12 protein-coding genes and 1 tRNA gene are annotated in these 23,661 nt (G+C 26.3%); all 13 read right to left on the bottom strand.

The genetic code is table 4. The features are described 5' to 3' along the window. Positions 1-11 precede the first annotated feature (11 nt). The 13 genes from JXZ93_RS03345 to JXZ93_RS03285 all read right to left on the bottom strand — a co-directional run bounded on the left by JXZ93_RS03345 (position 12) and on the right by JXZ93_RS03285 (position 23,582). A tRNA-Trp gene (locus tag JXZ93_RS03345) sits at positions 12-86 on the bottom strand. 140 nt (positions 87-226) lie between these two features. Continuing rightward, positions 227-1,309, bottom strand: coding sequence for an LLM class flavin-dependent oxidoreductase (locus JXZ93_RS03980; protein WP_205852220.1), 1,083 nt, complete (start codon positions 1,307-1,309; stop codon positions 227-229). Between the two features lie 21 nt (positions 1,310-1,330). After that, positions 1,331-2,458, bottom strand: a complete 1,128-nt coding sequence (locus JXZ93_RS03335) for a trigger factor-related chaperone (RefSeq protein ID WP_205852723.1) — start codon at positions 2,456-2,458, stop codon at positions 1,331-1,333. 232 nt (positions 2,459-2,690) lie between these two features. After that, complete coding sequence (locus tag JXZ93_RS03330) at positions 2,691-3,758, bottom strand: hypothetical protein (RefSeq protein WP_205852722.1); 1,068 nt, start codon at positions 3,756-3,758, stop codon at positions 2,691-2,693. Positions 3,759-3,830: 72 nt separating this feature from the next. Then, positions 3,831-4,184, bottom strand: coding sequence for a 50S ribosomal protein L19 (gene rplS, locus JXZ93_RS03325; RefSeq protein ID WP_205852223.1), 354 nt, complete (start codon positions 4,182-4,184; stop codon positions 3,831-3,833). Beyond that, positions 4,174-4,860 carry a tRNA (guanosine(37)-N1)-methyltransferase TrmD gene (trmD, locus tag JXZ93_RS03320; protein WP_205852224.1) on the bottom strand — a complete coding sequence of 229 codons (687 nt, stop codon included), beginning with the start codon at positions 4,858-4,860 and terminating at the stop codon, positions 4,174-4,176. The genes rplS and trmD overlap by 11 nt, the downstream gene beginning before the upstream one ends. Positions 4,861-4,866: 6 nt before the next feature. After that, a complete protein-coding gene (gene rpsP, locus JXZ93_RS03315; RefSeq protein WP_205852225.1) occupies positions 4,867-5,094 on the bottom strand; it encodes a 30S ribosomal protein S16 in 228 nt (75 codons plus the stop codon). A gap of 136 nt (positions 5,095-5,230) precedes the next feature. Further along, complete coding sequence (locus JXZ93_RS03310; protein WP_205852721.1) at positions 5,231-8,209, bottom strand: hypothetical protein; 2,979 nt, start codon at positions 8,207-8,209, stop codon at positions 5,231-5,233. 193 nt (positions 8,210-8,402) lie between these two features. Beyond that, entirely contained in the window at positions 8,403-9,167 is a 765-nt protein-coding gene (locus JXZ93_RS03305; protein WP_205852720.1) for a variable surface lipoprotein, read from the bottom strand. 101 nt (positions 9,168-9,268) lie between these two features. Then, positions 9,269-13,447, bottom strand: coding sequence for a hypothetical protein (locus tag JXZ93_RS03300; RefSeq protein ID WP_205852719.1), 4,179 nt, complete (start codon positions 13,445-13,447; stop codon positions 9,269-9,271). A 171-nt stretch (positions 13,448-13,618) separates the two neighbouring features. Beyond that, positions 13,619-14,806, bottom strand: a complete 1,188-nt coding sequence (gene tuf, locus JXZ93_RS03295) for an elongation factor Tu (protein WP_205852228.1) — start codon at positions 14,804-14,806, stop codon at positions 13,619-13,621. 293 nt (positions 14,807-15,099) lie between these two features. Beyond that, positions 15,100-20,901: a ZmpA/ZmpB/ZmpC family metallo-endopeptidase gene (locus tag JXZ93_RS04300; protein ID WP_205852718.1), complete on the bottom strand. Its 5,802-nt coding sequence runs from the start codon at positions 20,899-20,901 to the stop codon at positions 15,100-15,102. A gap of 116 nt (positions 20,902-21,017) precedes the next feature. Then, entirely contained in the window at positions 21,018-23,582 is a 2,565-nt protein-coding gene (locus JXZ93_RS03285) for a DNA topoisomerase (ATP-hydrolyzing) (RefSeq protein WP_205852717.1), read from the bottom strand. Between the last annotated feature and the right edge of the window lie 79 nt (positions 23,583-23,661).

The following is a 23,661-nucleotide window of genomic DNA, read 5'->3' as shown; positions in this document are numbered from 1 at the left end:
GTATAAAAAAATGGCAGGGGTAGCAGGATTCGAACCCACAACACACAGGGTTGAAGCCTGTTGTTCTACCGTTGAACTATACCCCTAACAATATAAGTGTTAATATTATACATTATTTTTTTATATATAGTAAATTTTATGTTAAAAACTTATGGACAAAGACTTTTTTATAACCTAAAAAAATTTAATAAAAAACGAACATCTTTAAAAAATGTTCGTTTAAAAATTATTTCATGTATTTAGTTGCAAAGTCTTCTTTATCTTCAAAATATTTTCTAACAATAGGTGCAACTTTTTCGCCAAATAATCTAATTGAGTTCATAATATCTTTGTGGTCCATTGAACCAACTGGTAGGTGAATTAAGAATCTATTTAATTCAACTGTTTCAATTACGCTAATAATTTTTTTGGCTACAGTTTCAGGACTTCCAACAAATACAGCTCCATCAGGGCCGATCATTCTTTCGTATCTTTCTTTTGTAAGTTCAGTTCAATGTGGTCTTTCGCTTGCTATACGGTCAACGAATAATTTAACTGGATGTCAATATTTTTGTGCTGCTATTTCATCAGTTTCATCAATATAACCTCATGAGTGAGAACCAACTTTCATGTTTTCGAATGATGGATTTTTATCAGCCTTTGATGCTTCCTTGTAGATTGCACGATATGCTTGTACAAGTGGTTTGAAATCATGTGGGTTTCCGCCAATAATTGCATATACAATTGGTAATTTACGTGTTGCAATATCAATTGTTGAGTTAGGGTTTCCACCTGTCGCAACTCAAATTGGCATATTTAATGCTCTTGGATAAACAGGTTTATTTTCAACAGTTTGAGTATATGTTCCTTTTCAATTTAAGTTAATATCACGTTTTATTTCAAGTAGCATATCTAATTTTTCATCAAATAATCCGTCGTAGTCTCTTAATTGGTAACCAAATAGTGGGAATGATTCTGTAAATGAACCTCTACCAACCATAATTTCAGCTCTACCATCTGACATTAAATCTACATGTGCAAAGTTTTGGTATACCCTAATAGGATCGTTTGAAGAAAGAACAGTAACAGCACTTGTTAAAATAATATTTTTTGTTTTAACTGCTCCAGCAGCTAAAATCATCTCAGGGCTAGAAATTGCGAAATCATCTCTATGGTGTTCCCCTACAGCAAAAACATCAAGACCAACTTCGTCAGCTAGTACCATTTCTTCGATTAAATCTTTGATTCTTTTGTGGTGAGATTCGATTTTTCCTGTTGATTCTAATTTAGTTGTCTCACCAAATGTAGAAATACCTAATTCAATTTTCATAATTACTCCTCTAAAAATGTTTTATTTAGTTTCAAAATTTTGCTTATAAGCATTAGGTTGATATTTTTGTAAATATACTAAACCTATTTTTTTAATTAAGATTATATCTATTACCTTTCTGATACTAATTCGACTTGCTTCAGCTGGCGTCATAGAAGCATTTATCTTATTTATTTCTTCATTCATATCAGATTGTGATGCATTTAGTTTAAATTTTTTAATTAAAATTCATTGTGTTACAAATCTATCAAAAATAGTGTTTGCTATTTCTTCAGGTTTTAAATTAGCAATTTTTTGCGGGTCGATTTCCAATATTTTATCTTCGAGAAGCTCAGTTGGAAAATTAAATTTGTTTAGGTTCAATTTGCTTATCTTATCAACAATTTGAAATCCGTATGTTACTAAGCTTTCATCAACCATTCCGCTTTTAATAGTTTGATATACATATTTTTTTGCATCATCTAAATTTTTTATTTCTGGTATTTGAAGTTGATTTACATTATCATCACTCAAAGGAGTTTTAACAACTTCTTTTGCGTTTAATATTTGTATTTCATATGTTTCATCATCGGTAAATTTATATGTAAACTTATCGCCTACTTTTTTACCAATTAAAGCATATTCAAGACTTTTTTGATCATTATTATTTGCTATTAATACTATTTTATCTTTTCTATTTATGTTGGCTTTAAAAATCTCTAAACCTACTTCGTTGTTGATTTTTATTTCACCCTTAATATCATTTTTAAAACTGAAGTTTTTTATATAATTTTCAACAAAAGTATTAATTTGTGCATCATAATTGTCCGGTAATTTAAAATCTGGTCTGTCGGTTAAGTCTGAAGTAAAGTCTTTATATTCATCTTCTGTTATATAAAAAACTTTAAATTCAAGTTCAGCTTTTTCAATAGTAATGTTTTTATTAACTAAAATTGGTTGTAAATAGACATTTGCATCTTCGTATTTAGATAATAATTCTTCGTGTAATTTCATTTTTTCAAAAAACACTATTGTTTTAGTTGATTCATCTAAAATTTTTGTTTGGTTTATATCTTTTTGATTTTTTGATTGTAAATAACGTAAAGCTTGGTTTTGAACGTTAATTCAAAATTCTTTTTCTAAAGTTACTTTTCTTGTTAGTGATTTCATTTTTCTCCTTAATATTAAATTAATTTAAGTAATTTGAAGCTCAAATAATAAAATGTGTCGCATTTTAGTTTTTGTTTACTATAAATTGAACGTTAATTAAAAAAGTAACTTTTGCGCTCAAAAAAAGATTACCAAAACCTATTACTCTTAACTTAACGTATTAATTATATCACTTTTTAGCAAAAGAGTTATTTTTTTGCTAAAAAAAGGGTTTTTTTAATGTTTTTTATTTTTAACCATAAAAAATGGTGTCTGCAATAGAAGGTAATATATCTTCTTTTATTATTTTAATTTGTTCTTTTACTTCTTTTATTTTACGACGATTTAATTTTATATTTCTTAAAACGAAGCTATTATCTTTGTTGTATTCTTTAAATGTTGGTAAAAAATCATAGAATTTTATTGTGACCTTTGTATTAATTTGATTTTTTTGTTCAAATATTTTTATAATTTTATCTATTGCATCACCAATTTTTGTTTCCTTATTCAAATTAATATTCTTATCTAATAACTTAAATATGTCATTCATCTTATTTAGTTTTACTTCTTGGTTTCTTAAACTATTTATTATTTTAATATATTTATGTATTTGTTTTTCTATTATTTCTTTCTTTTCGATATTCTTGTGTATAAAAGCTATTTTGTTTACATCATCTTTATTATATTTAGCAATACAATTCATTATTATTGATCTTTCATTTTTTGTTAATATAACTTTGTAATTTTTGTGTTGATGTGAATTTTTAAAATTATTTAATATTAAAATAGCGCCTAAAACCGAACATAATGCTCCGTTTGAAAATTCGGGTTTTATTTTAATGATTGACCCTTTATATAATGCGTCTTGATTTTTTATGCTAGTCATTTTTTCAAAATATTTTTCATTAAATAGTTTTGACGGAACGACTCTATCTATCGATACTCCGTTGCCTTTTTGTATATTTTTAGTCTTGAAACCAAACATAGGTTCAATAATATTATCTTCAAGTGAATTTCCTCAAACTAAGAATTCTATATTGTTTGAGGAAATTTCTAAATTTTTAATTCCTGTTATTCTTCTGATAGAATTAGTTAATTTTTTCTTTATTATTGTTTTTGTTTGATAAATTAAATTTTCTAAATTTCAAATTTTATTTAGCTCAATATGGTCAGTTTCTAAAACTAGATTCCCGTCTTTATAAAAACCCACAGTGTATATGTAAGGAAAATCCATATTATGTGGTGTATCTTTGAAGAATCTTTTTAGGAAATTGGAGGTAATAGCTTCAAAATCGATATAAATTTCTAATTTTTTATTCATTTTTCCTTCTTTAATCTAATTATATTATTTTATTTAAAAACACCATCGAAATGGTGTTTAAGATGATATTTATTATTTTCTTTTAATTTCTTTAAGACGTGCACTTTTACCTTTACGATCTCTCATAAAGAATAATCTTTTTCTACGAACTTTATTTGAACGAACAACTTCAATGTGGGCAATTAGCGGTGAGTGAACTGGAAAAGTTCTTTCAACCCCAACACCGTAAGAAATTTTTCTTACTGTAAATGTTTCTCTTGTTCCTGATTCTTTTTTAGAAATTACTAATCCTTCAAAAATTTGAATACGTTCTTTTTCACCTTCACGAATACGTACAGAAACTTTAACGTTATCTCCTGTTGTAAATGCAGGAATATCTGTACGTAATTGTGTTTTCTCAACAGCTTCAATTAATTTATTTCTCATTTTTAATCCTTTCAATAATATCTGGTCTATTTTTTAATGTCTTTTTAAATTGAAATTCTTTTTTTCAAGCTTCTATTTCTTTGTGGTTTCCGCTAAATAATACTTCAGGAACTTTTAATCCCTTGTATTCTCTTGGTCTAGTGTATTGGGGGTAGTCTAATAATCCGTCCCCTTGAAAAGAATCATAAATATGTGACTCCGCTTTGATTACGTTTGGAACCAAACGTGCTACAGAATCTGCCATAACCATAGAAGGAAGTTCTCCTCCTGTTAAAACATAATCACCTATAGATAATTCAATATCAACTAAATCAACAATTCTTTCGTCAAAACCTTCGTATCTGCCTGAAATAAATGTAATTTGATCATATTTTTTAGCTAAGTCATTCGCTATTTCTTGAGTAAATTTTTTACCTTGGGGCGAAACTAATATTTTATAACCACCTCTATTTGGTAGTGAATCAAGCGCTAAATCAATTGGTTCTATTTGTAATAATAGTCCGTGTCCGCCACCATAAATTTCATCATCAACTTTGCGATGTTTGTTAGTACTAAAAGTTCTAAAATCTACTACATTTATTTCTAGTAATTTGTTTTGAATAGCTTTATTAATAATACTCTCATTAATAAAAGGTTCAAAGTATTTTGGAAATAGAGTTAAAAAATTAAATTTCATATTATATTATTTAGAAGATTTTAATAAGTTAGCAACTGTTAAAGTAGGTTTTGCACCTTGTTTAATTCATTTATCTGTAGCTTCTTTATTTAGAACTAATTCTTTTGTTGAAGGGTTGTAGTGTCCAAGTGCTTCAATAAATTTACCATCACGTGGAGCTCTAGCGTCAGCAGCAACTATTTTGTATACTGGTCTAAATTTGCTCCCCATTCTTTTTAATCTTAATTTTACCATATCACCTCCTAATAAGTGTCAAGCAAAAGTGCTTGACAGTAAATAGTAAATTTATTATATATTATATTTTCATAAAACAAAATATTTTATAAAAATAAAGTTTTAAAATCACAGATTCATTTCTGTGATTTTAATCTTATTCATCATTTAATTTTTCTCAGTTTGGTAAAGTTTTAAATTCTGAATTATCGTATTTATCCGGGTATAAATAACTCAACAACCTCATTCTTTCATAGAATGAACCGGGATTTTGAGTTGTATAACCATCACCTAAAAAGGCATTAGCGTTTGTATCTATTATCATAATATTGGAGTGTGCAAATGATGCTTCGGTTACTAAACCGGTAGCGTTACCGTCTAAATCAAAAACCATACTACCCGATGAACCTGATTGTAAATCAAAGATTAAGGAATTTAAAGGTATAACTGGAAGTTTTGATTTGGCGCCACCATATCCTAATCTTAAAATATCATCGTTACTTATATTTCCTATAATGTATTCTCTATATCTTTTTCTATTTATTGTGTCTGCATTTATTTTTTGTTCAGAAATAGGAAATGCAGCAAGCGATCAATTAAAGTTTACAAGTCTTGATATATGCAAGTTGTGTTTACTTGGTTTTATATTCTTTAATTTCTTTAGTTTTTTAAAGAATTTGAAGGTGTTGTAAGTTTTTTTATCAGTTTTATCGAATCTATTAGAAGTATAAAATAGTTTTTCATTTTTTTCACTGAAATTTAAGTAAAAATCTTTAAAATCTGCAATACCAACGATTAAATCAGCGTTTGAAAGAGAATTATTTGTGTTGTACGCATAAATGTTTCAAGTACTATTAAAATTTATATTTCCATAATTATTTTTAAATTCATGCTCACTATTCGGAAATGCTTTATCATTATGAAAATTAGCAATAATATCTACTTTAATAGTTTCGTTTAATCATTTTTTATCATCAAAAACAGATCCTCTTTTATCAGTGCTTTTAATGTTTCAACCTCCATCAGGTTCGAAAACCTCTATTGGTAAGTTCAAAACATTATTTTTAAATTCTTTGCTTAAAGATTCGCCTCAAACATGTTGATTTGTTGTTATAAAAAATTTATAATCATGCGGGTCGTTGGGGTTAACTTTACCTATAATATCTCATGTTCCTTGTCCAGATTGAGCCCAAGGAGCAAAATTAAAAACTCTATCTCTTGCATTCAAAATATTAGTTTCTGCGTTATTAAAATATGTCCGTTTTGATGATTTGGTCGCATCATTATTAAGGTGAATATAATTATCTTTGAAATTTAATTGCTCGAGATTTACAGATAATATATTGCTTTTGCCTTTTGGAACGTATTTTATTTCACTTTTATTGTTTATATCCAAATCTGCTCAGTGAACAAAAAATAGTGAACTACCTATAAAAGAAGAATTATAACTTGATAAATAATGATCACCTAATCTGTCAAATATTTTCGTTGAAGGATCTTTAGATTCTATATTATATGTTAATTTATTATTTTCTTTATTGAATTCAACGCTAAATTTATATTTATCATTTATCAATTGTTTTAACTTGAATTCTTCTTCCTTGCTATTTCTTATGGCTAAATATTCAAAGCTTAGATTTGAAATTAATGGCTTCTTGAGTATTTCTTTATATGGCACCGAAATATAAACAAATGATTTGGACATATTTCTTTGTGAAGTATTATAACTTTCTGCTTGGTCTAAATACCTAACGTAAGGTTCTGGTTCGATTAAATCAATTATTTGTCTTTGTTTTGGATCAAATTCAAACCCTATTTCTAAAAAAGAGTCTTCAATATGCTTATCTAAATTATGAAATTGTGATAAATCTTTTGTTATTGATGCTTTAGTAAATTCATCATTAATTTTTCAATCTAGATCATTAATTATTTCTCTTGGTGATATAAAGTGTGTTTCTACTTTTTGACCATTTTTAACTAAATTAAAAGAATTTGTTTTTTGTGAAAGTTTTTCTTTTAGTTCTTTTGAAATTGAATTTTCATAAAGTGAAGCTTGGCGCTTGTATCATTTTTCTTTATTATAATTAACTATAGCATAATGATTTTGTATTTTGTACTCGATATTTTTATCGTTTGAAGACTCTTTTTTAAATAAATTATTTTTTGTTTCTCCCTCTATTTCTCCGTAAATAAAATTATTATCCGTATTATCATATTCAAAATTAAACAAAAATGATTTATTTTTTAATTTTGATAAAGAATTTTTAAAATTTTCACTTCCTAAAAATTCATTTAAGGTATATTTGCCGACTATTTTAATTTCTTTTAATTCATATTCTGTATTTTCATAAAATCCGTTTAAAGTGAATTTTTTAAGTTTTGTAAACGGGACGATAACTTTATTCTTATCTAGAAATAAATTATGATATATGCTTTGATTATTTGTTTCATTCATTATTTTTGTTTTACGTTCAAATATTAGTTCTAAATTTTTGTTTTTAAATAATTCTAATTCTTCTTTTTTAAAATCAAACATAATTGAACCATATATATTTTTGTTAGATAAAAATATATCAAATTTACTAATTTCAAAATTCTTAATATTTTTTAAATTATTAAAAACATTATTTTCATCGATTTCATAATTTCATAATTGGTCTTTATATCCGATTTTGGTTATTATAAATTTAGTTATATCTTCGGGTAATGAAATATCTTGAATCTCTAGTCAGTTATTATTATTTATATCTAATTTATAAATATTAGAAAAATTCGTAAATGGATCTAAACTTTTAACTTCTATTTCTATGTTTTTTATATTTGTGTCACTAAAATTAATTTCTAATTTACTATTATTGTAATTAATTTTATTAATAATGGGTTTGTTATTAATAAAATTCACCTTACCTTTAATGTTAATTTTTGGTATTTTATCTAGTCTCGACCAAACATTTTCATTATTCTTTATTTCTATGCCAAGAATTCTATCTATATTTCTTGGATCAAATTCTTCAGTGTTAGCTTTAATCTTTGTTATTTTTATATTGCTATTTTCCGGATTACTATAGATTTTTTCGTCAAAATTAAAATTAAAATATTTAATTTCTCCGTTGTTTTTTAAAGCAACTAATCTCATTTCTTTCCTAAACTCTGGTTTTTGTCCGTTTTTAGTTGAAAAAAATAAGGAAAATGTGTGTAAGTTTTGAGATAATTCTCATGTTTCTCAACGTGTGTTATTTGTGATTATTATATCATCAGATAACTCGCTAGATTTATTAAATAATATAATTTCATTTTCTGAAATAAAATTAAATGATTTGTTTCCGTTTTTAATATCAATTAACTTTACATATTTGTTTTTTTTCTAAGTTGGATATTTTTACTGAAAATATTTTATTTTTAATTTTAATATTGTCTAAATTTATTTCTTCTCTAATGTTATTTTCTCCATAAGTATATATTAGTTTAAATCTATTTAAATTATCTACTTGGTAATTTATTTTAAAAATTAATTCTAATGAATTGTTGCTAAATTTACTATCTTTTAACTCGAATCTAAGATATTTTCTTTTATCAATTGTTGAGTTTTTATAATTAGTTTTTGATTTAGATATCAATCAATTATTATATGTTTTAAATAATTCGTTATTTTCGTCAAACTCACTTAAATTTTTAATATTTATTGGAGTTTTATAAATATAGGGTTCAGTTAGATCATAATTGTATGAAAGCATAATTTCTTTTTGAGTATTGTTAGAAATAGTTTTATTGTTTTGTAATTTATTTGGTTTATTTCTCTCTAAATCTGTATTGTTTGTAGAATTATTCTTATCAATTTTGTCTTTAACTTCTTTTTCGTTTTTCTCTAAATCTGTATTTTTATTTAAAGTAATATTAGAATCTTTATCTAAAATTTTATTCTTGTTTTTTTCTTTATCTAGTTTATCATTATTTATCTTATTATTATCTTTAACACCATCATTAGAATTATTTCTTTGATGCAATGTTGAATATGTTTTTGAACAAGATATTGCAATTAAGGGAACGCTTGTCAAAAATAATGATATTCCTAAAATAATTTTTCTCTTTCTCATTTTTTCTCCTTAAAATATGAACAATTATATACCTTTTAAATTTATATTAAAAATATCAGAATTATAAAAATCGCAAGTTGTATGTTTGCGATTTTTATAAATTATTCATTATTTATTTTTTCTCAATTCGGTTTTTCGTTAAATTGATTGTGGTTATATTTGTTTGGGAATAAATAACTCAAAAGTCTCATGCGTTCATAGAAAGAAGCAGGGTTTTGCGTTGTTTTACCATCACCTAAAAAGGCGTTACCGTTTGTGTCGATTAACATTACATTTGAACGAGAAAATGTTGATTCTGTTAAAAGTCCTGTTGCATTTCCTTCGGAATCAAATGCCATACTTCCTGATGAACCACCTTGTAAGTCAAAAATTGTTGAATCAAGTGGTATAGCAGGTAATTTTGATCTAGCGCCACCGTATGCTAGTCCTTCTATGAAGTAGTCTCCCATACTTCCTATTATGTATTCACGGTATCTTTTATTATTTAAAGAATCTTTATTATATGTTTGTTCTTTTATTGGAAATGAAGCTATACTTCAATTTAAATTAACCAATTTAGATAAATGTAAATTATGTTTACTTGGCTTTATTGTTTTTAGTGTTGGTAATTTTTTAAAGAACATATATGTTCTGTAAATTGCTTCATTATTTTCATTAAATTCTTGTCCGTTATAAAACATTTTTCCATCTTTTTCATTAAAAATAGAATAAAAATCTTTAAAATCAGCAATACCAACAACTAAGTCGGCATTAGAAAGTGAATGTTCAGTTTTATTTTCTCCAAATATATGTCAAGTACTATTTTCATTTATATCAGCATAGTTATTTTTAAATTCTGTGGCAGTATTAGGGAATGTAATATCATTATGAAAATTAGCTATTAATTCAACTTTTACTGTTGCTTCCGATCATTCTTTTTCGTTTTCGATGCGACCTCTAGTATCTCTTGAATCGGGTGTTCAACCTCCCTTTGGTTCGAATAATTTAATTGGTAAATTAAAATTATTATTTTTAAATTCTCTACTATATGCAGAACCTCAAACATGTTGATTAGTAGTTACAAAAAATCTATAATCATTTGGATCATTTGGATTTACTTTACCGATTACATCTCAAGTACCTTCGGCACCTTTTGGTCTTGGAGCGAAATTAAACACTCTATCTCTTGCGTTTAAGACATTTTCTTCTGTATTATTGAAATAAACACGTTTTGAGGAACCTCAAATAGTTGTTGATACATAATCATAACTATCTTCAAAATTTAATTGATCTAACCCAATTGAAAGAATACCTTTTTTACTTTTTGGTATGTAAGTAATATTTGTTATATTATTTTCATCTAGATCGGCTCAATGGACAAAGAAAAGAGAGTTTCCTAAAAAAGCGGAATTGTGTAATGAGAAATAGTGATCACCTAATCTATCAACTATTTTATTTGATTTATCTCTTGATTCTATTATATAAGTTAATTCTTTTGTGTTCTTATTATATTTAACATTAAATTTATATCTATTTGCTATTAGCTGTTTTAATTTTAGTTCTTCTTCTTTTGAATTTCTTATTGCTAAATATTCAAAACCTAAATCGGAAATTTCATTATTTTCTAAAATTTGACTATATGGAACAGAAATATAAACAAATGATTTAGACATATTTTTTGTTGAATGAGAGGAATTGTAAGTTCAACTTCCGTATCTAACAAATGGCTCTGGTTCAATTAAATCTATAAGTTGTCTTTGCTTTGGATCAAATTCAAATCCTATTTCAAAGTATGCATCTTTTTGATGGTTATCAATTCCATCAAAATTAGATAAATCTTTTGTTATTGATGCTAGGGTAAAATTGTCATTTATTTTTCAAGATAAATCATTTATAACTTCACGCGGTGAAATAAAATGAGTTTTAATTTCTTTATTGTGTTGTGTTAAATGAATTTTAGAAGCATGATTTTTTAAATATTCTTTTTTTGTACTTAATTCAGGAGAAATTTCATCTTCAAACAATGATGCTCTCTGTTTGTATCATAATTCTCTATTATAATTATTTAGCGAGTAGTGATTTTGTATTGAGTAATCAATATTCAAATCTGTGTTGCTAACTTTTTTCATAAGACTATTTTTAGTTTCACCTGAATTAGAACCAGCTATATAATTATTATCAAAATTACTATATTCAAAATTATATAAAAATGATTTATTATTTTCTAAATCTAAACTAAAAGCGAAGTGTTGATTACCTACAAATTCTATTAAAGAATACTTATCTACTATTCCAATTTTTTCAAGTTCATATTTAGTGTTTTCGTAAAATCCATTCAAATTAAATTTTTGTAATTTATCAAAAGGAACTACAATTTTTTCTTCCTTTAAAAATAAGTTATAGTAAATTCCTCCATACGAATCTTCTCCGGGAACTCTATCTTTTCTTTGGAAAGTTAGTTCTAAATTCTTATTTTTAAACAACTCTAAATCTTCTTTTGAAAAATTAATTCCAATTGAACCATATATATTTTTAGTCTCGTTATCAGTATAAAAATTTAATCTTTCTACTTTAAAATTTTTTGTAATGGGATGATTTTTAATGATAGATTCTCGACTATTTATGTTGTAATCATATAATTGATTTCCAAAATTAACTCTTGTAATCATGAATTGCGAAATATCTTTAGGGAGATTAACATCTTGAATTGTGTATTGATTATCGTTACTTTTATAACCTAAAAAAACGTTTGAAAATTTATTAAAAGGATCCATACTTTTTACTTCAAATTGAACTTTTGAAGTATCGACTAATGATTGGTCTAAATGTCTAAAGTCAATAATTACACTATTATTTTGTAAAGTAGTAGAATTGATGATTGGCGCATTAGAAATTTGTGAGGAGTTTTCATCTTCTTTACCTGTAATTTTTATTTCGGGTATTCCATTAATTTTCAACCATTTATCTTGGTTTCCAGTTTTGGGGTTTATTTCTATTCCTAAAATCTTATCAATATTAGAAATATCGAATGTCTCAGACTCTGCAATTAATTTAGTATACCCACTTGTTTTTATATTATTTCAATCGTCAACCTTTTTATATGAAAATCTAGCGTATTCTATTCTTTTATCTTTTGTTAATCAAATAAATCTTAAATTATTAGGAACATACGGTGTGGCTCCATTATACTTAGATCTAAAAACAATTTTAAAGCTGTGTCTATTTCCGACTGCAGGTCATGTTTTTCACTCATTATCATTTGAAATTATAAAGTTTCTAGACTCCTCTCATGATTCGTTACCTAACATAATTTCACCTTTTGATAAAAAGTTTAAAGATTCATTATTTTTCTTAATATCCACTAGTTTTATTTTATAATTTTGAGTTATATTAGAAATATTAGCAAGTAATGTTCTTTTTGAGTTTTCAAAAGGAGATAATGATACTTCAATATTTTCATTAGCAACATCAGATCTATAAATTAACTTGTAATTATTAATTTCATCTAAGTCAAAATTTGATTTTATCTTAATTGTCAATGAATTATTTGCGTAAACATAAGATAGTAACGAAAATTCTATAAAATGTGAGTCGTCAAAAACTATATTGGTATTATTATTGCTTGTCTTTGTTTTTAATCAATTATTGTAAACGTCGAAATATTGATCATTTTCATGGTAATTCGATATATCTTTTACATTTACTTTCTCTTTTAATATATATTCTTCTCTTAAACTAAAATTATTGTTAAAGATATGCGTGTTATTTGTTGAATCTATATTTTCGTTTGCAGGTTTTGCATTAGAACTAACATTTTGTTCTTGATTTTTATGTTCTGATGTTTCAGCTTGATTATCAATATTTTCGTCATTATCAATTGTAATTGTATTATTTTTATTAATTGAAGAGTTATCTTTTTCTTTATTGTTTTGACTTTCGTTTTCTTTATTTTCATTATCTTGTTTTTTGTTTGAGTCAACATTATCTATTTTTTTATTTTTTTCAATATCGTTCTCGTTTTTGACGTCGGTTTGGTCGTTGTTTTCAACATTATTCGGTTTATTTATAATGTTAGATTCTTTGTTTTTGTTGTTTTGTGTTTGGCTAACTACAATATTATCTTTTTTTGCTTTTTCGTTGGTTTTATTATTGTTTGATATGTTTTGTTCATCAATTTTAGAATTATTTTTCGGTATTGGTTTTCTAGTTTTTACATTATTTGAGCAAGCTATCAAAACCGGTAACGAACCGAAAGAAATTGTAAGTGATCCCAAAATCAACCATTTATTACGCTTTTTCATTCTATCTCCTTGTAATCTTTAATATAATTATTAATTATATAACTTTATAGACAATGTTGAAATGTGGTCATAAATTATGAAAATAAAACAAGTTTATTTCAAAATATATAAAAATAAAAGACAGAATGAAATACCATTTTGCCTTTTATTTTTATATATTTTTCAAAAAAATTATTTAACGATTTTTGTTACTGAACCAGCACCAACTGTACGTCCACCTTCACGGATTGAGAATTTTGTTCCTTCTTCAACAGCGATTGGAGCGATTAATTCTACAGTTAAGTTAACGTTTTCCCCTGGCATAACCATTTCACGTCCAGCTTCAAACACAACACCACCTGTTACGTCTGTTGTACGGAAGTAGAATTGTGGTTTGTAGTTTTTGAAGAATGGAGTGTGACGTCCACCTTCTTCTTTTTTAAGTACGTAAATTGCAGCTTCAAATTTTGTGTGAGGAACGATTGAACCTGGTTTAGCTAAAACTTGTCCACGTTCGATGTCTTCACGGTTAACTCCACGAAGTAATAATCCAGCGTTATCTCCTGCAAGTGCTTGTTTTAAGTTTTTACGGAACATTTCGATTCCTGTAACAACAGTTTTTTTAGTAGCGTGTAATCCAACGATTTCAACTTCTTCGTTTAAGTTAAGTGTTCCACGTTCTACACGTCCTGTTGCAACTGTTCCACGTCCTGTAATTGTGAAAACGTCTTCAACAGCCATTAAGAAAGGTTTATCGAATTCTTTAACTGGTGTTTCGATGTATGAATCAACAGCATCCATTAATTCCATAATTTTACCTTCGTAGTGTTCATCACCTTCTAATGCTTTTAAAGCTGATCCACGGATGATTGGAGCGTTATCTCCGTCGAATCCGTATTCTGAAAGAAGACCACGAATTTCCATTTCAACTAATTCGATCATTTCTTCTTCACCTTCTAACATATCACATTTGTTTAAGAAAACAACGATACGAGGAACACCAACTTGTTTAGATAAAAGAATGTGTTCACGTGTTTGAGGCATAGGTCCATCTGTTGCAGCAACAACTAAGATAGCACCGTCCATTTGTGCAGCTCCTGTAATCATGTTTTTAACGTAGTCAGCGTGACCAGGACAGTCAACGTGTGCGTAGTGACGTGTCATTGTTTGATATTCGATATGTGATGTATTAATTGTAATACCACGAGCTCTTTCTTCAGGTGCATTATCGATTGAAGCGTAATCACGAGCTTCTGATAATCCTTTTTTAGCTAATACTGTAGCAATAGCAGCTGTTAATGTTGTTTTACCGTGGTCAACGTGACCGATTGTTCCAACGTTAACGTGTTCTTTACTACGATCAAAATCTAATTTTGCCATATTTTTAAATCCTTTCTAAAATTTAATTTGTAATTTAATTATTTTTATTTGTAAAATTTGTTTTAGCGCTAAAACCACCAAAGTCTAGCCTTGCAACTAGAACCTGTCCTTAAATTATTATGTTGTTAGCAAAAATATTTTACCAAAAATAAGTAAATTAAATTTATTTTTAATTATCTTTTATTTATTTTTATATTTTAACATATTTTATTAAATATTATTTTTATTATTTGAATATGAAAGTTAAAAAAATAATGCTTGCATTTACGTTGTTTGCAACCATTATTTTAAAATTATTTAAAAATACTTGTTCTAAAATTCTTTGTTAATGTATTAAATTTTCTTAATATTTCTGTTTTAACTGCATCTCTATTAAAGAATCCTTTACGAGGATGAAGTTGCATCTCTTTTAAATCATCATTTATAGCTTTAGTTAATAAGTTTTTAATATCTGTTGAATTATTTAGAGTATAACTTTCGTTTTTATATTTTACTGTGATTTGTTTGAAGTTGTCTTTTTTAGCTAATCTTTCTTTGTACATCGCTTTTCTAAAGTCGGCATATGTTTTATATTTATTGCCAAAAATTTGACTATATACATATGTGTCTGATAGAATTTGATTTTCGGGTGCATTTTTTTCTAATGCATTTGATGTGTATTTAACTAAACCGTCATCCCATCCATATTCTGCTAGTAATTCGAATGCATTTCTTCTGAAAATTAAACCACCAGCAACACCGGTATCGTTTTGATATCCTGCAAAAATAGGATCAAACATTGAGATTCAGTAATAATTGTAGTCGTTATTACGTTGTCCGCTAAAATCATTTGCTCTTTGTAAATTAAATTTATTTCCTCTGAATATTATGTTCTTATCAACTAAGTCATCTAATGTGTGAAGAGAAGATATTTCATCTGATGTTAACTCTCTATATTTATCAATTCCATGAATGTAACCTTTTTCAACATCACTTTTTACTTTTTTATGTTCATCGGCTGGTCTATAGAAGTTTCTATCATTTCTTTCGTTTTCTTTATCTTTTGTTAGTTCTAATTTAGCATAGAATTTAGATTTTTCATTATTACTTCTATTCAACATAATTTCTGATTCTAATGCATCAACTAAGTAGGTTACATCAAAAAGATTGTGCATATATGTTTTGAAATCATCTTTACTTGAGAATCTACTAATACTGTTGTTTGTTGTTACATCTCCACTTAATTCTTCAGTTAAGTTAAAACCGTAAAAATATGCATTAGCTGTAGAAACTGATTGGAATAATCCGAGAGCATACCCTTCAGGTCCTTGTCCTGGTCTATATTCGTTTCCTTGTAGTCAAGTCTTTCTATCGTAAATATGTGTTAATTCATGAGTTATTGTTGAAGCACCTTCCGGATCTAATAAGTTAACACTATCGAATCTAACAACTTTTGTGTTTTGATTAGCGTATGCTGATTCTTTACGTGCGGACTGACTGTAATATTTACCAATCGGACCAAAAAAGTCGTTTATTGCTGTGTAAGTTTGATCATGAGCGGTTGCTCATCTACGTTTTTCATCCGCATCTTTGTAAATCGGCTCTCCACTCTGGCTTGATAATAATCAGTAACCTTCAAATATTTCGGTTACATTATTTTTCATTTCTTCTTTTCCTTGCTCGTTTGCTATTGTATACATAAGTTCAAGGAAGTGCATGAATTTTTCTGCGCTTACTCTAACTTTATTTTTAGCCTTTTCTAATTCGGATGAATATGCTTCTTTATTATTTCAAATTGCTTCATCAATAGTTCTGCCATATCCACCAAAATACATTGTAGCTATTGTTGAAATAACATAAACATTATCTTCAGTTAGATTTAGTAAAGGAAGAATGTATTTATTTGCATTTGTTTTATTTTTAAGTTTTGTATATAGCGAAACATCGATATCAGGATATTTTGTTGATTTCAATTCATATATGTAAGCTTTTGATGATTCTTTCAATCAAATATCCATCACTTGGTTGTTGTTAAAAATTTTATTATTCATTTCAAGGAAATCAAAAATACTATTTTTATCATTTTCTAAAATTAATTTGCTCAAGTGTTCTTTGAAAACCTTATCGTTATTTTGTAATAATAAATCTTCAAATTTTAGTGAACCAATTTCTTTTAGTAAATCGATGTTTTTAATTTTTGAATTATAAAAATCAGGTCTAAATAATACTATGTTTTTAATATTATATTTTCCAAATTGAACTTTATATAATCTTTCTAGATAGGTTAAAGCCAACATTATTTTGAATTTGTTATCTAAAATTTCATTTTTAATTAAATTTTTAATTGTGTCGTTTGAATAATCCGCGATATTATAATTAGCAATAATAGATTCCAAATAATCCTTAATATGCTCTTTAACGTAGTCAAAAGTTTTATTTAGATATAATGCATCCATTGTTTCACCAGGTCAATTTTCTCTCATTTTTTGATCACGAATATTTGATCTAAATTTATCATTATATTCATTCAAACCTACTAATTTTTGGAATTCGGTTGAATTAAGTGTTAGCGAATCAAATTCATGGGCTAATTCATCAATCAATTGTTGATTTTTATTTAAAAATTGTCTTGGTGTAAATTTAAGGTCACCATTAAATGTGTACTCATAGATATTTGTGTTTTCGAATTGAACAGGATAACTCAAGTTATAAACTTGTATTGTGTTATCGTTAAATTTAACTAATACTTTTTTTATTAAATCTTTATTATATAAATTTGTTGCGAAAGTATCATTTTCGGTCAATGGAATTATAGAGTTGATTTCTTTTGTGTAAAGAATATCGGAAGTACTAACTAAATTACCTAATTCTACTATTGTGTTTCTATCGTATAGTGGAACTAATTTAGACATGTTCTTATACGCGATAATTCTTGTCGAATCATAATTGTTAATACTTGCATAATTAACTTTGTCAAAAACGTTTAATTTGGCTTCGTTTTTAATTATTTCAAGGTTTAATAATTTTTGATTTAATTCACTTTTTGAAATGTGTGTTTCGTCAGTTGTTGATTCGGTAAGTATTCAATTATTTTCGATTGTTTCTGAGTTTTCGTTCCCCATAATATGTGAAGTTAAATTGTTATTAACGTTTATAATGTTTTGATTCATTACGGTTCCAGAATTAATATTATTACCTAAAACTAAACCTACTTTGTTTTGTAAGTTTTGATCGCTAGTTATATTTCCTAAAATATAATTTTTTGTTAAATCAATATTATATGATCTAGAAGCAACAATACCATAATATTGACTATTTGCAGAACCGTTAAATATATTTAAGTTAACATTAAATATGTTTTTTTCGATTTTTTTGTCGTTTATATCATTGCCACCCGATAAAGAACCAAAAATACCTCCGACATAAGTGGTATCGGTTTGTGAACGTCTATAATTTACTGTTGCTTCAATTTCTAAATGTCTTATATTAGAACTAGTTGCAGATATAGATATTACACCACCATTTTTAGTTATTTCTAAAGTAGAATTTTTTACTTTAAAATTTTCAAGAGTAGCATTTATTAATTTATTGAACAAAGGTTTATTCAATCCATAAATAGTATAACCTTTATTTGCGGAACTTGTTAATGTACCTGTAAAATCACTCATTATATATGCATCTGCATTTGTATTTGATGCATATAAGTCGGACCCTATTTTAAATGTACCGTTAGGATTTTTTGTTATTTCAGAAACTAGTTGATTGAACGAAGTTATAGCGCCTTGTTCGGTTGATATTTCATCAACATAAAAACTAAAATGATCTATTGCATCGTTTGAAGAATTAAAGTATACTAATTTATCATTACTGATTGTAACTTCATATTTATTATTCATTTTCTTAATATTTCTAATTGGGAGTTCGAAAATTTCCTCACCATTAGTAATTTTTGCAAAATATTTACTATAATCAAAATTTTCTCCGCTTAAACCTGCTACTTTTTGAGTTCCGTTATCAATATTAAATAATTCGACATTTTTAATGTCTTTAAAATCAAATGATTTTTTATTATATTGACCGTTTAAATTATCCATTGAATCTATTAATTTTTCAGTTGAAATGTTTATCTCTTCTTCGGTTACATTTTCTTTGTCTTTTATGTTAATAGAATCTTTAAGACTGTCATCAAATACTTTCTTAATTTCTTCATCTTTTTCAAAAATGTATGTAGAAGATTTCTTTTTTTCCTCTGCTAATCTAATTGCTTCTAGTAATTTTGATTTATCAACAATTTTTTTAGGCTTTTCTTTAAATGTTGCATTTACGTCGATAAAAGAACCGGCCGATACAACAGCATAAGCTAGATCTCCTCATATATTTTTAGTTAATAATATTTCCTGACCTTTATAATCATTCATTTTTAGTTCACTAACTTCAAAACTATTGTTCTCAGTTTTTATTTTAAATAATACTATATCTCCTAACTTGATATTAGTTAGTGGACTGTTATTGTTATTATCTTTTAAAATTTGACCAGATTTGTAAATGTATACACCAAAATTATCATAACCTCTATTATTTGTTGTTATATATATAGTTCCATTTGCATTAGCTCTATTTTTAAAAGTAACTTGAACATTTTTCGCTTCGTTCATTGTTAAATCAATAAAAGCTCCCGATGAATCCATACTTGATAATTTATCTTGATTATTAACAGTTAAGGTTGAAACCTCTTGCCCAGAAGGTATGTCAAAGAAAACTCTAATAGTTGAATTTTCGGGTACACTTTTAAGATTTATATCGCTTGATGTTACTAAATTGTTTCCTAAAGTAAGTGTATAATTTTTAATTTCATGAACCGAATCTTTAAATTTAACATTAACTGTTGTATTGTTTTTAATATTAAATCTAAATTTATTATTAGAATCTACTTCTCTTCTTTTATTAGAACCATTTACCATTAATTCTTGAATTTTTTTACCATTAGGAACATTTATACTTACAACAACTTCGCTATTATAATCTATATTTGCTTTATCGATGTTATCTTGTATAGATAATTCTGAGCTACCTAACGTTAAAGAATATTTATTTAAAGAGTAAGATGCATTTATTTGATATGTATCTTTTTCAGGTGTGAAACTAAATTGTCCATTAATAACTTGATCTTTTTTATTAACTCCATCTACAGTTAGTGAAACTAAATGATTATTTGCTGGAATTTTAAGATTTAGTGTTACGACTTTACCTTGTTCTACTATTTTGTTTTCTTCTAAAAAACCTTGTAAATTCAAGGTAGAGTTTTTTTCTTTTTCTTCAGGTATTTCTTTTACAATTTCATTTTTTTCATTACTATTTTCTGGGTTTCTTGGTTCTCCGGAACCGGTTTGATCATTGTTCGAATTTTCTGGAACCTCATTCGAAACTCCCTGATCATTATTATCTGATTCTCCGTCTTTATTGTTATTATCTTGTTCATCCGATACGTTTGAATCTACACTAGATTCCTTATCTTTGAACATAAGGTTTATTGTTGTATTTGAATTTATTTTATAAGTAAATGAATTGTTAGAAATGGTCTCTTTATATTCTTCATTATTAATTATTAATGAATTAATTTCTTTATCTTTTGGTATTTTAAATGAAAATTGCAGTGAAGTCCCTTCTTTAACGCTGTTTAAGTTAACGTTTGGTGTTATTAATGTAATATTATTAGAAAACGACACTTTAAAGTTTTGTATATCTTCATAAATAACTTCTATATTCGTATTTTGTTGATTTATAACTCAATTAAATGTATTTTGTTCAGATAATTGAATTGTTTGTTTTTTATTATTTATTCTTATCTCTGAAACTTTTTTTCCATTTGGGATATCTAGTTTTAGTTCAATCAAATCACCAATTTTTAACTGTTTATTTGCATTATTTTTTAAGTAAGAAACTCCTTCTAAACTTATAATTGCATTTTGATTTTCTCTTTGAGGTATTTGTTTGCGAGTAGAATTGCTTTTTTTGTTTAAAACAGGAACGGTAACCCCGACTACTGTTCCTACCGAAATTACTGATGCGATCACGCTACCGATAATTATATTTTTTTTCTTTTTATTTAACGACATAAATCTCCTTATTTAATATAAATATTATAGCATACACCAAAAATGCATTTTTTTAAAAGACATATAAAAAAGAATAAAAAGTAAAATATTCATTCTTTTAACTTTTTATTCTTTTCTTATTTATCATTTTTGAGTAGTTTTTCAACTCTCGAAAGGAGATCGTCAAGATTTTTTTCGCTTTGTTTTATTGTTTTTTCTATTTTTTGCACTTTATTATCAACTGCCTTAATTGTTTCTGCACTAAAGTCAGAATAGTTTTTAAAATTGTAATCTTGCATATTTCTTTTATATATTGCAATATCAAAATTTTCAATATTTATATTTTGAGGTTTACTATTTGTTTTATAAGATATTAAATCATCAAAGTATGTTCTATTGTCATTTGTTTTAACTATTAAACATTTATCATTATTTAAAATGTTTAAATCAATTATTTCCCCAAATGTTTTTACATCAACTATTTTTTTACCTTTGTTTGTCTTCGAAATTTGTGGAATTTGATTAGCGTTAATTTTTAAAATTTTTCCATCTTTAGAAATTAAAATCAAAATATCATGATCGTTATTTATTGTGAAATTTGCCACCTTATCATTCAATGATAAATAAACACCTTTAACACCTTTTGCTTTTATACCTTGAATACTAATATCTAGTTCTGAATAAGAAGACACAAGCCCTTTTTCAGTGATGATAGAAATGGTATTTTGGTCATTACTTAAATAGGCATTTAATAAAACATCGCTGTTTAAAAGATTAATTGCTGTATACATTTTATTTAGTTTTTTTACTTCAAAATCTATTAATTTAGTGCGTTTGAAATATCCATTTTTTGTACCTAAAACAACATTTAATTTACTATTTCAATTCTTAATTTCAAAAATACTAATAACCTCTTCGGTAGGACCTAAATTAACTAAATCTCTCAAGGAGGTTCCATAATCTTTTCATTTATTCTCGTTTATTTTATAAATAGGGACAATTGCATAATTTCCGTAATTTGTAAAAATTAAAAAATTATGCATTGTATTAGCTTTTTCGAAGTAAATTAAATTATCATCTTCTTTTAAGTAGTATGTGCTAATGTTATTGGATTCGTAAGTTTTATCAGAAAATCTCTTAATATATCCTAATTTAGAAATTCCGAAGTAAACTTCTTCTTCTTTTATTAAATCAGTTTGTTTATAAGAAACATCAAATTCATCTTTTTCAATTTTAGTTTTTCTTTTTGTACCAAACTCGTTTTTAATTTCTTGAAGTTTATCAATAATGTATTCATCAAAAATGTCAGAATTGTTTAAAAGTGATCGAATTCTTTTGATTGTTTTTTCTAATTCTTCTTTTTCGTTTAAGTACGCAATCTTGTCGGTTTTACTTAGACGATAAAGTTTAAGCTCTGCAATTGCAGTAGCTTGTAAATTTGTAAATTTAAAATGCTTAATTAAGTTTTCAATTACTCCTGCTTTTGACCCTTCGGAATTTCTAATTACTTTAATTACCTCATCCGGAATTTCGGCAACCTTAATAAAACCTAAAACTATTTCGTGTCTTAATTTACTTTTTTCTAAATCATATGTTAATGTTTTTGTTTTTATATCTTTAACATGTGTAACATATGAATTTAGAAGTTGTTTTAAATTTAGTGTTTTAGGTTGGTCATTGTCTATAGCAGTGTTGTTGTATGAATAACTAACCCTTAAATCCGTTTTACTAAATAAATATGATAATACACTATCTATATTAATATCTTTATCTAAAGTTATCAAAATATTAATACCATTACGATCAGATCTATCTTTAATATCTAAAACGCCATCAATGTCTCCGTTAGATATTATTAAGTCAATTTTATAAACTAATTCTGACTTATTAATTCCGAATGGAATTTCAGTAATTTCTATAAATTGATTATTTTTTTCGCTATAAGTTTTGTAGTTACAATATAAGTAAATTCTTTCGTTTTTGTTTTGTCCATATTCAAAAGCCTCAACAATTCCGCTATTACCTTTAATTATTCCTCCAGTAGGAAAATCCGGTCCTTTAACATAAGCCATAAGTATTTTTGTTGTAATTTGTGGGTTTTTTATTAATGCAATTGTGCCGTCTATTATTTCAGATAAATTATGTGGTGGCATTTCTGTTGCCATACCTATAGCAATACCTTTTGTTCCATTTACAAGAAGTGTCGGAAAAATAGAAGGTAGAATACTTGGTTCTATCTCACTATCATCAAAATTAGGAACAAAAGCAACCGTATTCTTTTTTAAATCGTTTAAAATATAACGACCAACTTTAGATAATCTAACTTCAGTATAACGCATAGCAGCAGCGGGATCATTATCGATCGAACCAATGTTACCATGCATATCTAAAAGTGGTACATTTGATTTTCATCATTGACTTAAATTTACCATTGCTTCATAGACAGAACTATCACCGTGAGGGTGATATTTACCAATTACATCTCCGACAATTCTGGCTGATTTTTTATATGGTTTGTCTGCATCTAAACCTAAAACAAACATAGAATATAGAATTCTTCTTTGTACAGGTTTTAATCCGTCTTTTACATCCGGTATAGCTCTGTCTTGAATTACATATTTAGAATATTTTTTAAATCTATCAGACATTATCTTATCTAATGATTCTTCAATTATATTTTCAACAATCTGCTTATTTTTCATAAATACCTCAACTATATTATAATAGTTTATTTAATTTTGTCTAAATAAGTGTTTTCAAAGTCTTGTATTAGTTTACTAT

Source organism: Mycoplasma sp. CSL10166, from assembly GCF_017116885.1.
GTDB lineage: Bacteria > Bacillota_I > Bacilli_A > Mycoplasmatales > Metamycoplasmataceae > Mycoplasmopsis.
Note: the sequence above shows the minus strand (reverse complement) of the source record. Positions and strands in the feature narration are given on the sequence as shown.